Raw genomic sequence first — 13709 nt, forward strand, 5'->3', positions numbered from 1 at the left:
AAAAAATTATGAGAATAGATAAATTTTTATGGAGCATTCGTTTTTATAAGACGAGAAGTATTGCAGCAGAGGAGATTAAAAAGAACAGAGTTTCTATAGGAACGTCTGCCGTAAAGTCATCTAAGGAGGTAAAAGAGGGGGATACGATTAAAATCCGTAAGAATCAGATTGATTATAAAATAAAGGTAATTCAGATTCCTAAAAGCAGGATAGGAGCCAAACTGGTACCGCTTCATATCCAGGATGTGACTGATAAAGAACAATATGAATTGCTGAAACTTCGTAAGATGTCACAAGACTATTACCGAAATAAAGGAGAGGGAAGGCCTACTAAAAAAGACAGAAGAGAAATGGATGAATATGTAGGAAATGATATCGACTCAGACTTTACAGACTGGGATGATTTCTTTGGAGAGGCAGATGGTGAATCGGATGATGAAGATTAAATAAAAAATAAAAGCTCTAGAGATAGAGCTTTTCTATTATTTCGTTAACAATATCTTCTGGTTCCCGGGAATCTGTTCCCACGGTAAACTGAGCCTTACTGTAAAATTGATTCCTTTCAAATAAATGCTTGGCGATGAATTCCGGCAGGTCTTCATCAGATATGTTGGCAATCAATGGCCTTTTTTCTTTCTGTTTTGAAAGTCTTTCAACTAATGTTCCCACAGAGCTTCTTAGAAACACACTTTGGGAGTTATGATTGATGATCTCCATATTGTTATAATATACAGGAGTTCCTCCGCCGAGGCTTAAAACCACATTCTCTTCTGATGCCAATATCTCTTCCAGAGCCTCTCTTTCCAGCTTTCTAAAGTAAATCTCCCCCTTCTTTTCGAAAATTTCAGGAATGGTTAATTTATTTCTTCTGGAAATCTCTTTATCGAGGTCAATTAATTTAAAATTGATTTTTTCGCTTAATATTTTGGAAATGTGAGATTTGCCACTTCCCATGTATCCGATCAATGAAATTACCATGAATTTTTTTTAAACAAATTTGCGAAAAAGTTTTGAGATAAAGAAAAAAGTCATATCTTTGCACCACTTAAAACAAGGGACATTACTTAAATGAAAGCTTGTTATAATAAGTGGCCGACTCGGTAGCTCAGCTGGTAGAGCAATACACTTTTAATGTATGGGTCCTGGGTTCGAATCCCAGCCGGGTCACTAGCAATAAAAATTACTTGATTTGTGATTTTATTGCCTGCGTGGTGAAATTGGTAGACACGCCATCTTGAGGGGGTGGTTTCCTAAGGATGTGCTGGTTCGAGTCCAGTCGCAGGCACTGCAAAGAAAATTTATAATTAATATTGAAATTTATTTCATTTAATTGTGGCCGACTCGGTAGCTCAGCTGGTAGAGCAATACACTTTTAATGTATGGGTCCTGGGTTCGAATCCCAGCCGGGTCACAAGTTTACTGAAAAGTAAATTTTTTTCATATTAATATTTTGTGATTTGGTGTTTCAAAGGCTTCCTACAGGAGGCCTTTGATTTTTGTATCAATGCTGAAAATAAGACTATAAGAATTATCCTAAATAAAAATGCTCTGACGACTACTGTCAGAGCATTTGTTTTTTTAGTATATTATATATTAATCCAGATGCATATTGTCAATTAATCTTACACCATCTACAACAACTACGATAAATGCTCTGAAATTTCTGTCCTTATAGAAGAAATCTGTTTCCTGCAGTGTCTTTTCATCCGCTATCAGGAAGTATTCGAGTTTCATTCCCTGCTGGTCATCGAAAATATCAGTTACTCTTTGCTTGATTTCTGGTATAGTAACGGTTCTGAACCAGTCGTTTACTTTTTTTAAAGTCTCATAGATAACTTTTGAAGCTTCTTTACGGTCTTCATGAAGTCTTTGGTTTCTTGAACTTAATGCTAATCCGTTTTCTGCTCTGTAAATAGGAACTCCGGTTATTTTAACAGGGAGATGTTTTTTCTCTACCATTTTTTTAATAATGGCAAGCTGCTGGAAATCTTTTTCACCAAAATAAGCATGGTCTGGCTGTACCTGTCTGAAAAGTTCTTCTACAACGGTTCCTACTCCGTCGAAATGTCCGGGTCTTGATTTTCCTTCCATCTCATTTTCCAAACCATCAAAATCATAATGCTGACTTTCTGTTTTTTCAGGGTAAATATCTGCAACTTCAGGAATGTATACAGCATCTACAAGCCCTGAATTCTGCAGAATAAGAATGTCCCTGTTAATATCTCTTGGATATTTTTCAAGATCTTCAGGATTATTGAACTGGGTTGGATTTACAAAAATTGAAGAAATGACAAGATCATTTTCTTTTCTTGCCTCTTCATACAGAGAAAGATGGCCTTTGTGTAAGGCTCCCATAGTAGGAGCAAAGCCAATTTTTTTTCCCATTTCCTTCTGTCTTTCAATGAAATCCTGAAGGACCTTCCTGTTTTTTATAACTTCCATAGTTTATTTTAATACTATTTCAAAAATACTAAAAATATCGCATAATAATATGGGGTTTTAATAAATTGGAAAAGGTAATTTTCGTAAAAAAATGTTAATTAAAATAATGTTGGATGTTTTTTTGTAATTTTGCACATTAAAGCATTTTTACAAAAATTAGATAGAAAGTTTATGCCGAATCAAAAAATACTGTACATTACTACAGAGATGTATCCATATCAGGAAGACACAAATATGGCTGCAGTGGTAAACAAAATGGCACTTAAGATGCACCAAGAAGGCAATGATGTAAGAGTTTTTATGCCAAGATTTGGACAAATAAGTGAGAGAAAGTTCCAGCTTCATGAAGTAATCCGTCTTTCAGGGATGAATATTATTATCAATGACCTGGATCAGCCTCTGATCATTAAAGTAGCGTCGCTTCCGGGGGAAAGACTTCAGGTTTACTTTATTGACAATGAAGAATACTTCAAAAGAAAGCAATATTATTTCGATGATGAAGGAAACCCTTTCGAAGACAATGACGAAAGAGCTATATTCTTTGCCAGAGGAGTTATTGAAACCATTAAAAAGCTAAACTGGGTACCCGATGTTATCCACTTGAACGGATGGATGTCTTCTTTCGTTCCAATTTATCTTAAAACTTATTACGAATCAGATACTTATTTCAAAGACGCAAAAATTGTACTTTCTCTTTACAATGAGAAAGATGCAGACCTGGATAAAAAAATAGATGAAAAACTTCAGTTTGATAATATTTCAGGATTAAAAGCGTTAGATAACCCAACTATTAAAAGTTTTGTTATCGAAAGTATGAACTATGTGGATGCCGTTGTGAAAGGGGATGAGTTCCTTGATGAAGACCTGGATAAGGCTTTCAATGAAACTGCTACCCAAAAGTCGGAATATCTGGACATAGATTCTATAAATCAACTTTATTAAAAACACATTTTTAATGACTCATAATCTTAAAAGGACCTTCGCCATACTTTTACTGGCGATTTTCGGAAGTACAATCCTTTATAACTGTGAACCTGATCCGGATTCTTTGGGCGAGCAGTTGTTCAATAATGATGCAGCGCAAGGAAATGAAGTTTCATATGACGTTATTGCGTACAACTATAATAATAATGACTCAATCAGAAGTGATGCGTCAAGATTAATTAACGGATTGAATGAAAGCGGTACCGCTTTAACTGTAGGAGTTCTTGGTGCTTTTACTGAAAATCAGTTCGGGATGCAGAGGGCATCTTATGTTACTCAGTTAAGAATGCCGGTAGATAATTTCGACTTTAACGGCGCCAATCCAAAAGTAGACTCTGTGGTTCTTGTCGTGAGACCACCTGCAAATACCACAACGAATACTTATTTTTTTGAAAGTGATTCATTAAAGACCAATACATTTGATAAAAGTGATTTTCCTGTAGATGGAGTGGCTACGGCTGTTTCGATTGAGAAAAAAACTTATCCTGTTCGTAAATACGGTAAAATTGGAGGTGCTTCAAAATCAATGAAAATCAATGTACATGAAGTAACTACATTCTTAGATACCAATGATGATAGTTTCAAACGTTCCAATAAGACTTTAAGTACTGGCGAACTGCTAGGATCAGGAGTATTTGATGGCAATGTCAGCTCTTTATCTATTACGAAAAAATCCGATAACTCGGTTGTGTTTACAGGAAATCTTGGATTCAGAATAAAATTGAGCAATACAGACTTTTTCCAGACTCATATTCTTGATAAAAAGGGAAAGCCTGAACTTCAGGATGCAGCTAACTTTATCAGGTATTTTAAAGGAATAAAAATTTCTGTGGATGAAACAGACAGATACCTGTATCAGTTCTCTCCTAATGATCTGGAACTTATCATGTATTATAAATATGATAAAACGGATAACGGAACTACAACAAGACCGCAGACAACACTTAAATTCAACCTTGGAGCTCCTAATGCTCACCTGGGCCTATACGAATATGAAAGAGCAGGAACTTCAGTTGCAGGTGCGCTGGCATCAAGCAAGCCTTCTGAAGGTGACGCGAGACTTTTTGTTCAGGGAATGGGAGGTCCTTCTGTTGCTGTTAAAATTAAGGATGAGACGATTGCCCAGCTTAGAGATATTTACAACAAAGATAAAGCAGGTATTCTGAGTGCTAAGATCAGAATATATGTAGACCCTGCCAGCTGGAAAAATACTGGATCTACAGAAGACCGTAGATTTATCCTTCTTACAAACCCATTGGCAAATACTACAATTGATTACTCTAAACTGGCATTTACATCAGATTTACTGAACGGTCTTGGATTGTATTATTATAATAAAAGTAAAGACAATAAGCCTGAATATTATGATTTTATAGTTACCAAGGCATTAAAGGATATTGTTGAACAAAAAACAGAAAAAGACTCAAGTGGAAATGATCAGCCAGTAGTGAATAAGCTATTATATATCAGTGCAGGATCATTTGCTGCCAATGCTACCGGTACCCTTTTGGGAGTTCGTAATACAACAAGAGCATTTGATATGAACAGAATTATTCTTACGGGAACGGATAAAACAAATGAAAACAGGGTACAGTTAAAAGTGACGTACGCTACAAAAAAATAGAACACAATAAAACACTAGACAAAATAATATGTGCGGAATAGTAGGATATACAGGTTTTCAAGACGCTTACGAAATTGTAATTAACGGTCTTAGAAGATTGGAATATAGAGGGTATGACAGTGCCGGAATTGTTTTAGAAAGTCCAGATAATAAGCTGGAAGTTGAAAAGACAAAAGGTAAAGTTGAGGATTTGGTGAATATTTCGAAAGAACTGAAAGGGAAGTCTAAAATTGGAATGGGGCATACCCGATGGGCTACCCACGGTGTTCCAAGTGACAGAAACTCCCATCCGCATCTGTCAAATAACGGAAAGATCGCAATTGTACATAATGGTATTATCGAAAACTATGATACCATTAAAACCATGCTTACTGAAAAAGGCTTTACCTTCAAATCAGAAACAGATACGGAAGTATTGGTAAATCTTATCCAGTATTTTATGGATCTTAATTCTGATACTGATTTCCCGACAGCAGTAAGATATGCACTGAACGAGGTGTATGGAGCCTATGCGATCACTGTACTTCACGAAGATTATCCTGGAGTATTGGTGGTAGGAAGACTGGGATCTCCTCTGGCAATCGGGATCGGAGATAAAGAATATTTTATTGCATCTGATGCTTCTCCTTTTGTGGAATTTACAAAAGAGGCTATTTATCTAGAAGAAGGGCATATGGCAACCATTTCGCTTGAAAGTGGGGTTGATATCAGAACCATCAATGAAAATTCTAAGATTGAGCCAGAAATTCAGGAACTTAAGCTAAGCCTTGAGCAGATTGAAAAAGGAGGATACGAGCATTTTATGCTTAAAGAAATCTTCGAACAGCCAAAATCTGTACATGATACCATGAGAGGTAGACTTCTTGTAGATGAAGGGATTATCAAAATGGCAGGAATCTGGGATCACGTAGAGAAATTTAAAAATGCCAACAGAATTATCATCATTGCCTGTGGAACTTCGTGGCATGCCGGTCTTATCGGAGAGTATCTGATAGAGGAATATGCAAGAATCCCTGTAGAAGTAGAATATGCGTCAGAGTTCAGATACAGAAATCCGATTATTACAGATAAAGATGTGGTAATTGCTATCTCTCAATCTGGAGAGACGGCTGATACAATGGCTGCTTTAAAACTGGCAAAAGAAAAAGGAGCATTTATATATGGTATATGTAATGTTGTTGATTCTTCAATCGCAAGAATTACAGATGCTGGTTCATATACGCATGCAGGTCCTGAAATTGGGGTTGCTTCTACAAAAGCATTTACTGCGCAGCTTACTATCCTTACATTAATTGCATTTAAATTAGGGAAACACAACGGAAATTTAGGAAATGCTGAATTTATGAGCTTAATTTCTGAGCTTGATGCTATTCCTAAGAAAATTGAAGAAGTGTTGAATACGACTCATGAGCTTACCCAGAATATTGCAAAAGATTTCGTGTCAGCAACGAACTTCCTTTATCTTGGAAGAGGATACAATTATCCTGCAGCCTTGGAAGGTGCATTAAAATTAAAAGAAATCTCTTATATCCATGCAGAAGGATATCCGGCTGCGGAAATGAAGCATGGTCCGATTGCCCTGATCGATGAGAATATGCCAATTGTAATTATAGCTCCTAAAAAGGGCCACTATGATAAAATTGTAAGTAATGTTCAGGAAATTAAGGCGAGAAAAGGAAAAATTATCGCTGTTGTGAACAAAGGAGACCGTCAGGTGAGCGAAATGGCAGATTATGTTATCGAAATCCCTGAAACTTCAGAATGTTTCTCTCCTATCGTTGCTTCCGTGCCTCTGCAACTGCTTGCTTACTACATTGCAGTATACAGAGGAGCCAACGTAGATCAACCGAGAAACCTTGCAAAATCCGTAACCGTGGAATAAAAAGTTGTTGTAAATAAAATAAATTTAGATTTCTTCCGTTATTTCAAAAAAAATCTTAAAAGTTTCTTAAAAAAATTATATATTTACGGCTTAATTATAAAAATTAACATGAAAAGGATATTTCTTTTATTATTGTCTGCGTCGGTAGCATCGGTATCTTGTTCAGGTGGTGGCAGCTCTTCTGTAGGGAAGCCAGGAACAAAAGGAGAATTGATACCAAGAGAAAAAACTAAATCATTTGTTGCGGAAAGACCATACGGAATGGTCGCTATTCCTGCAGGTTCATTTGTGGCTGGTTTAGCAGACCAGGATCCAACACATACACCTGAAAAAGCATCATTGAAGACGGTTACTGTTTCTTCTTTCTTCATGGATGAAGCAGAAACTACCAATGCGGAGTACAGAGTATTTATCAATTATGTAAGAGACTCTATCGCGAGAACTTTACTTGCTGAAGCTGCCGGAGAAGGCGGTGATGAAGGCGGACGTAGAGGAGCAAGCATAGGAGATTATGCATACCTTGCTAAAAAAGAAGAAAACTTAACACCTTATCAAGAATATATGGAAGGCCAGGGAGGCCGAGAAGATGGAGGATATGATGCCAGCAAAAGATTAGATTGGAAAATTCCTTTACACTGGAGCACATCAAAATATCCGGATGTAGAATACGCAGAGGTTTTAGAATCTATGTATCTGCCTACTTCTTCAAGAATTGGAAACGAAAGAATTTTAGATGTAAGCAAGCTTAAATATACTTACCGTTGGGGAGATATGGATGCTGCAGTTGCTGATAACGAAAGAGGAGCTAATTACCTGAGAAGCGAAAGTATTGCGATCTATCCTGATACTACCGTTTGGGTAAAAGATTTCCACTTTGCTTACAATGAGCCATTGTTTGAACAGTATTTCTGGCACAAGGCTTACAAAGACTATCCTGTTGTTGGGGTTACCTGGGATCAGGCAAGGGCTTATTGTAACTTCAGATCTAAATTGAAAACAGATTACAACGAAAGTTTAAAAAGAAAAAAACAAAGACCATTAGAGTTCCGTCTTCCAACAGAAACCGAATGGGAATATGCTGCAAGAGGCGGAATGCAAAATGCTACTTATCCTTGGGGAGGTCCATATTTAATGGACGACAGAGGTTGCTACCTTGCCAACTTCAAACCTAAGAGAGGTAACTACATGGAAGACGAGAAAAAGGGTACTTATACATATACAGCTCCAGTTAAGAAATTTAAGAAAAATGGGTTTGGGTTATTTGATATGGCTGGAAACGTTTCTGAGTGGACATCATCTTCATATAACAACTCTTCATACGGATTCTCTTCTACACTCAATCCTTCTACTAAAGATAAAAAGGATACTAAGAAGTCTGTAAGAGGTGGATCTTGGAAGGATATAGGATCTGCACTAATGACAGGTGCCAGAGACTGGGAAAGAAAAGATTCAGCGAGAAGTTATATCGGATTCAGAACAGTTCAGGATATTCCTGAAGCAGCAGTTAAGCCAAGAAGAATTAACAGATAACTAACCAGACAATTTTTCAATAACAATTTTATTTAACATTAAAAAAACTAACTCAATATGTTTAAGACTAAAGATGCTTGGATGAATTTCTTTTATTCATTCGGTGCTGCAATTGTAATTCTTGGAGCTTGGCTTAAAATTACTCACATTACACTGGGACCCATCAACGGGAATATGGCTCTTACAGTAGGGCTTATTACTGAAGCGATTATCTTTATTATTTTCGCATTTGACCCACCAAAAACTGAGGAGTCTTATGCCTGGGAAAATGTTTATCCTGAATTATTAGATAAACATGCCAATCCAAACCCTTTACACTCAAACGTTACTACTAAAAATACAAGTGCTCAGTTTGCTGAACTGGAAAACTCCCTTTCCAGCAAATTGGATAAAATGCTTGAAGATGCAAGATTAGATGTTCAGTTATTTGAAAGATTAAGAACAGGAATTGATAAATTTTCAAACTCTGTTGATCAGATCAATCAAACCGTTGACGTATCTGCTTCCACTCATAAATATAACGATCAGCTAAATAAAGCAGCTCAGCATATGGAAAGCATGAACGCACTTTATGCGATGCAATTGGAAAGCGGTAAAAAGCAATCTGAATTTGCCAACAAATATGTAGCAGATATGCAGAAATCTGCAGAGCAATCTGAGAAATTCAACCAAGAGTTACAAGGTTTAACAACTAATCTTAATAATTTAAACAGAGTTTATGGTGGTATGTTAACTGCTATGAAGTCTTAATTCCTAACCATTTCTAAATTTAACTACTTAATCAAAAAACAAAGAAAAGAGAATGGCACAAGGAAAACAGACCCCTCGTCAGAAGATGATCAACCTGATGTATTTGGTGTTCATCGCGATGATGGCCCTAAATATTGATGCAGAAATCATCAGATCATACTATGACTCTACCAGAGCATTGAATGAGACAAGAACTCTAACAGAAAAGAAAAACGAAAAGATCTTTGAAAGAACCCTGGAAGCTAAAGCTCAACAGGTTCCCGATACCTATGCACAGCCTTGGGCACAATACAAAGTATTGAAATCTAAGATTGATGTGTTGGTAAATTCTGCTCAGGATGTCAAAAATTTATTAAAGAAACAATCTGAGTTTCATGATAAAGATCCTAAAACAGGAAAAGATATTGATGTAAGCGAGAATTTTGCTGCATTGAATAATAATGAAGCAACTACTGAATATTTCTTTAAGGAAGGAGATGAAAATACACCTTCAAAGAATGCATTAGATCTGAAAGCTAAAATTGATGATGTAAGAAACTATATCAATGCAACTTTTGGAAATAATCCTCAACTTAAAGATTTAGTGGAAAGAGCTAATAAGTCTCTAATTGCAGAATATCCTAAAGGAACATCTCCAAATGAAAAGACTTGGTTCCAAAATAAATTTTATCATCAGCCGCTAATTGCTGCAATATCTAATTTGGAAATTATCCAAAATGATGCCAGAAATGTACAGTCTGATGCATTGGCCCTATTACTTCAGGAAAAAGTAGATGCGAACATCAAGTTCTCAAGCTATGAGCCTATTGTTTCAGGTCCGGTAGATATCCAGGCTGGAAAACAGGCTGAAGTAAAAGTAATGCTGGGTACCTACTCCAACAGCAATAAGATCAGTATTTCTGGTGTTAGCAGAGTAGAAAACGGTAAAGGTATTATGCAGATTTCAGGTTCTGGAATTGGTGAACATAAATTAGGTGGTACCATTACATTGACAGATGCTTCCGGTAAGCCGCAAAGCTTCCCTTGGACGCATACTTATAATGTCATTGCAGGACCAAGAGAAGTAAAACTTGAGAAAGGATTATTGCTTTCTGCTGATAAAATGAATGTAATGTATAGAGGACTTGAGAACCCTGTTTCAGGATCAATCTTAGGGGCTGATAATTCTAAACTTTCATTATCTGCTGCAGGAGCTACTGTGAAGAGTACAGGTCAGGGTAAATGGGATGTAACACCTACTACAGGAAATGTGGTTAAGTTGACATTATCAGGTACGGATCCATATGGTAAGACAGTTTCTCAGGTATTTGAATACAGAATTAAGAATATCCCTAGACCTCAGGGTCAGATCAGAGGTAAAGCAGTAAACTTTATGCCGGCAGGTTCTATACCTAACCAGATTGTTTCAGCAACTTTACCAGATTTTGATTTCCCTGTTTCATTCACTGTAAACAGCTTCATTATCAAGCTGCCAGGAAAAGCAGGTACTCTGATTCAGGGTAGCTCATTATCAGGGGCAGAGGGTATGCTTAGAAATCTTAGACCTGGTGATGTAGTTCAGATCTATGATATTCAGGCGACTGCTACAGGACTTGGAAACCAGAAGCTTAAGGAAATTTCACCTGTAATTATTAATGTTCAATAAGGTTAATTTGTAAAATCATATTATGAAAAAATATATTAGCACCCTTTTAGTTTTAGTTTCGGGATTTGCTTTTTCCCAGACTATTCTGAATGCTGCTTCTCCTGAAGAATTTAGACAGATGAGAGCTGAATCTATGAGAAAAGCAGGGGATACTGTTATCAGCAATAAAGTAAAACCTCTTGAATATGGTTTCGTTGATGAGAAGGATATTTACAAAAGTATGTTTGTTTGGGAAATCATTGATATGAATGATAAGATCAACCAGCCATTCTACTATGATAACCCGGATGGTCTTCTTTCAACTTCTACAAGATCTTTATATCAGTTATTACTAGATGGAGCTCTTAAAGGTGACATCAAGGAAGTTTATGATGACGAAAACTTTGTTACAAGACTTACTCCGGAAGCCATTCAGAAAAGATTGGAAAGTGTAAGATTAGATGAAGAGGCGATCGATATCCTTAACTCAGGAAGAACTCTTACAGAAGACGAAAAGAAAAGATTAACCGATATCATCAGAACCACTACTGATAAAGTAAAAGTTCTTAAAGTAATGGGTATGTGGTTTATCGATAAAAGAGATGGTCAAATGAAATACAGACCTCTTGGTATCGCAGCCATGGGTCCAGATCCTACATCTGTAGGGAGAATTGGTCCTGATGGGCAGCCTTTAGCAGGAGCTGATGAATTGATCGACTTATTCTGGATCTACTATCCAAGTGCAAGAGATATTTTGGCAAACAATTATGTTTTTAATAGAAAAAACTCTTCTGCTGACTTATCTTTTGATGATATCATCAATGCAAGAAGATTCTCTTCTATTATCTATAAATCTTCTGCCGGTTTAGGAGACGGTACCATCAAAGACTATATCCCTAAAAATGCTGATGAGCAGCTGGAAGAAAGTGATAGAATCAAAGCACAGATTCTGGAAATGGAAAATGATATGTGGAATTACTAGATTTCACTTGATATTTATACAAAACCTGAGTATTTTTACTCAGGTTTTTTTATTATGAGAAATGTAGATTATATTATTGTAGGAGACGGGTATGCAGGGCTTTTTCTGGCTCATCAGCTTATTAAACATCATAAATCTTTTGTGATCTTTTCTGAAGGAAGAAAAAGTGCTTCTCAGGTTTCAGCGGGGATTATCAATCCTGTTGTTCTGAAAAAATTTACCACCTTCTGGAAAGCACAGAAACAAATAGATTTTCTGAAGGAAAGTCTTCAGGAAATACAATCCTATACCGGAGAAAACTATCTTATTAATGCTCCTATTCACAGAATTTTTCATGATGAGAATGAACAGAATCTATGGTTAAAGAAATCCGGAAATGAAGAGCTTAAAAATTTTCTTGATCAGAATTTTGATCGCTTAAATGGGGTAAAAAATGATTTTCTATCCGGAAAGGTAAATCAGTCTGCCAGGCTTAATGTTAATGGATTTTTCATTGGTTTATTCGATTATTTTGAAAAAAATGATCATTTGGTAAAAGAAAAATTTGATTACACAAAATTGAATCCATCCGAAGCCACTTATAAGGATTTTAATTTCAAACATCTTATTTTCTGTGAAGGAATGGGAGTAAAGGAGAATCCTTATTTTTCTGAAATAATGGTGAACCCCAACAAAGGCCACCATATAAAAGTAAAACTCTCTCAACCGATTCCTGAAAATATAACCATTAAGAAGAAACATTTCTTATTCCCAACCGGAAACGGGCTTTACTTTTATGGAGGAACTTACGACAGAGAGCAGCTTCATCATCACATTGATGAATCAGCAGTCACACAATTGGTCAATGGACTTTCTGAGTTTTATCCTTACGATTTCGAAGTGAAGGAAGTGCATTTTGGCTTCAGACCTACGGTAAAAGACAGGAGACCGATTATTGGCAGACACACCATATTCAGTAACCTGTATGTTTTTAATGGATTGGGAGCTCGCGGTATTCTCAATGGATGCTATTTTGCAAGAGATCTGTTCCGTTTTATGGAAGAAGGTATTCCTTTGCATGAAGAAGTTTCACTGAATAGATTTCAATAAGGTATTAAGGCAAATATAGTAAAGCTGAAAATTTATGAATGAAAATGTACTAGGTATAGTAGCCGGAGTTCTTACTTCCGTATCCATGATTCCACAACTTGTAAAGGTAATCAGAGAGAAGAATGTTGAAGATATTTCTTTACTTATGCTTTTAGTCCTTATTTCGGGGCTGTCTTTGTGGGTGTGGTATGGTTTTAAAAAAGACGAGCTGCCCATTATCTTGTCAAATTCATTTGCTGTTCTGGTCAATATCAGTCTTCTGATCTGCTATATAATGTACAGCAGGAGAAAATAGCACTACCCATATATAAAATACGCCCCGTGATCACGAGGCGTATTGTATTTTTATTTAAGTGAGATTCAATTACTGAAGAACAAATTTGGCTAGAGGAGCCATTCTGGCTTTGTTCAAAGTAAGGGTATTTCCATTGACAGAGTAATTGTCCGCTGCAAGGATCGCTTTTGTAAACTGGTTTTCAATATCAAGATCTTCACAAGCCATCATGGTAGACATTCCCTGATTGAATTTAATTCTCATAACCTCAGGTTTAATTTCGAATGTACCACCTAAACCGTTACATCCGGCATGACCTGAATACCTCATCTCATTCATATCAAGTTTGAAATAAGGATTGTTTTTAGGATTTTTCAGTTCAATAGGCTTCCCGTTCAGTTCAGTAAGCTTCCATGTTTTTCCTGTAATATCAGCAGTTGCTTTTTGAGCATTCTGTGTTTTGCAGGAAACAACCAAAAATGTTGCGATAACAAGTGCCGATAGATAATAATATAAACTTTTCATAAT

General features: G+C 36.4%; 13 protein-coding genes and 3 tRNA genes. 13 read left to right on the forward strand and 3 right to left on the reverse strand.

Features of this window, described 5'->3' with window-relative positions; genetic code table 11:
• Positions 1-8: 8 nt before the first annotated feature.
• A complete protein-coding gene (locus AC3FI7_RS20680) occupies positions 9-446 on the forward strand; it encodes an RNA-binding S4 domain-containing protein (RefSeq protein ID WP_343661191.1) in 438 nt (145 codons plus the stop codon).
• A gap of 16 nt (positions 447-462) precedes the next feature.
• Here the strand turns inward: AC3FI7_RS20680 and AC3FI7_RS20685 are convergent, their stop codons facing one another.
• On the reverse strand, positions 463-978 hold the full coding sequence (locus AC3FI7_RS20685) for a shikimate kinase (RefSeq protein ID WP_343661190.1): 516 nt from the start codon (positions 976-978) through the stop codon (positions 463-465).
• Between the two features lie 116 nt (positions 979-1094).
• On the opposite strand from AC3FI7_RS20685, the gene AC3FI7_RS20690 reads away from it, so the two are divergent.
• The 3 genes from AC3FI7_RS20690 to AC3FI7_RS20700 all read left to right on the forward strand — a co-directional run bounded on the left by AC3FI7_RS20690 (position 1095) and on the right by AC3FI7_RS20700 (position 1411).
• A tRNA-Lys gene (locus tag AC3FI7_RS20690) sits at positions 1095-1167 on the forward strand.
• A 35-nt stretch (positions 1168-1202) separates the two neighbouring features.
• Positions 1203-1285, forward strand: a tRNA-Leu gene (locus tag AC3FI7_RS20695).
• 53 nt (positions 1286-1338) lie between these two features.
• Positions 1339-1411 (forward strand) — tRNA-Lys (locus tag AC3FI7_RS20700).
• 182 nt (positions 1412-1593) lie between these two features.
• On the opposite strand, the gene panC is transcribed toward AC3FI7_RS20700, so the two are convergent.
• Positions 1594-2442 (reverse strand): pantoate--beta-alanine ligase, encoded by an 849-nt coding sequence (gene panC, locus AC3FI7_RS20705; protein WP_142724115.1) that lies wholly within the window; start codon positions 2440-2442, stop codon positions 1594-1596.
• A 171-nt stretch (positions 2443-2613) separates the two neighbouring features.
• On the opposite strand from panC, the gene AC3FI7_RS20710 reads away from it, so the two are divergent.
• From AC3FI7_RS20710 to AC3FI7_RS20750, 9 genes are all read left to right on the forward strand, one after another.
• Positions 2614-3384, forward strand: a complete 771-nt coding sequence (locus AC3FI7_RS20710) for a glycogen/starch synthase (protein WP_142724114.1) — start codon at positions 2614-2616, stop codon at positions 3382-3384.
• Between the two features lie 13 nt (positions 3385-3397).
• Positions 3398-5050, forward strand: a complete 1653-nt coding sequence (locus tag AC3FI7_RS20715; RefSeq protein ID WP_491460804.1) for a DUF4270 family protein — start codon at positions 3398-3400, stop codon at positions 5048-5050.
• Positions 5051-5078: 28 nt separating this feature from the next.
• Entirely contained in the window at positions 5079-6932 is a 1854-nt protein-coding gene (gene glmS, locus AC3FI7_RS20720; RefSeq protein WP_291904199.1) for a glutamine--fructose-6-phosphate transaminase (isomerizing), read from the forward strand.
• 108 nt (positions 6933-7040) lie between these two features.
• On the forward strand, positions 7041-8462 hold the full coding sequence (gene porK / locus AC3FI7_RS20725) for a T9SS ring complex lipoprotein PorK/GldK (RefSeq protein ID WP_142724111.1): 1422 nt from the start codon (positions 7041-7043) through the stop codon (positions 8460-8462).
• A gap of 57 nt (positions 8463-8519) precedes the next feature.
• A complete protein-coding gene (gene porL / locus AC3FI7_RS20730; protein ID WP_142724110.1) occupies positions 8520-9212 on the forward strand; it encodes a type IX secretion system motor protein PorL/GldL in 693 nt (230 codons plus the stop codon).
• A gap of 52 nt (positions 9213-9264) precedes the next feature.
• Positions 9265-10857, forward strand: a complete 1593-nt coding sequence (porM, locus tag AC3FI7_RS20735; protein ID WP_142724109.1) for a type IX secretion system motor protein PorM/GldM — start codon at positions 9265-9267, stop codon at positions 10855-10857.
• A 22-nt stretch (positions 10858-10879) separates the two neighbouring features.
• Positions 10880-11818 (forward strand): type IX secretion system ring subunit PorN/GldN, encoded by a 939-nt coding sequence (gene porN, locus AC3FI7_RS20740; protein ID WP_142724108.1) that lies wholly within the window; start codon positions 10880-10882, stop codon positions 11816-11818.
• Between the two features lie 54 nt (positions 11819-11872).
• Positions 11873-12907 (forward strand): NAD(P)/FAD-dependent oxidoreductase, encoded by a 1035-nt coding sequence (locus AC3FI7_RS20745; protein ID WP_491460805.1) that lies wholly within the window; start codon positions 11873-11875, stop codon positions 12905-12907.
• Positions 12908-12941: 34 nt separating this feature from the next.
• Positions 12942-13202 (forward strand): SemiSWEET transporter, encoded by a 261-nt coding sequence (locus AC3FI7_RS20750; RefSeq protein ID WP_142724106.1) that lies wholly within the window; start codon positions 12942-12944, stop codon positions 13200-13202.
• Positions 13203-13271: 69 nt separating this feature from the next.
• On the opposite strand, the gene AC3FI7_RS20755 is transcribed toward AC3FI7_RS20750, so the two are convergent.
• A complete protein-coding gene (locus AC3FI7_RS20755) occupies positions 13272-13706 on the reverse strand; it encodes an META domain-containing protein (protein ID WP_142724105.1) in 435 nt (144 codons plus the stop codon).
• Positions 13707-13709 lie beyond the last annotated feature (3 nt).

This window comes from Chryseobacterium sp. TQ-BC-N36, assembly GCF_058382295.1.

Bases quoted from the DNA above. Each gene is read 5' to 3' on its own strand.
- AC3FI7_RS20680 (WP_343661191.1), top strand. From the start codon at position 9: ATGAGAATAGATAAATTTTTATGGAGCATTCGTTTTTATAAGACGAGA.
- AC3FI7_RS20685 (WP_343661190.1), bottom strand. From the start codon at position 978: ATGGTAATTTCATTGATCGGATACATGGGAAGTGGCAAATCTCACATT.
- panC (WP_142724115.1), bottom strand. From the start codon at position 2,442: ATGGAAGTTATAAAAAACAGGAAGGTCCTTCAGGATTTCATTGAAAGA.
- AC3FI7_RS20710 (WP_142724114.1), top strand. From the start codon at position 2,614: ATGCCGAATCAAAAAATACTGTACATTACTACAGAGATGTATCCATAT.
- AC3FI7_RS20715 (WP_491460804.1), top strand. From the start codon at position 3,398: ATGACTCATAATCTTAAAAGGACCTTCGCCATACTTTTACTGGCGATT.
- glmS (WP_291904199.1), top strand. From the start codon at position 5,079: ATGTGCGGAATAGTAGGATATACAGGTTTTCAAGACGCTTACGAAATT.
- porK (WP_142724111.1), top strand. From the start codon at position 7,041: ATGAAAAGGATATTTCTTTTATTATTGTCTGCGTCGGTAGCATCGGTA.
- porL (WP_142724110.1), top strand. From the start codon at position 8,520: ATGTTTAAGACTAAAGATGCTTGGATGAATTTCTTTTATTCATTCGGT.
- porM (WP_142724109.1), top strand. From the start codon at position 9,265: ATGGCACAAGGAAAACAGACCCCTCGTCAGAAGATGATCAACCTGATG.
- porN (WP_142724108.1), top strand. From the start codon at position 10,880: ATGAAAAAATATATTAGCACCCTTTTAGTTTTAGTTTCGGGATTTGCT.
- AC3FI7_RS20745 (WP_491460805.1), top strand. From the start codon at position 11,873: ATGAGAAATGTAGATTATATTATTGTAGGAGACGGGTATGCAGGGCTT.
- AC3FI7_RS20750 (WP_142724106.1), top strand. From the start codon at position 12,942: ATGAATGAAAATGTACTAGGTATAGTAGCCGGAGTTCTTACTTCCGTA.
- AC3FI7_RS20755 (WP_142724105.1), bottom strand. From the start codon at position 13,706: ATGAAAAGTTTATATTATTATCTATCGGCACTTGTTATCGCAACATTT.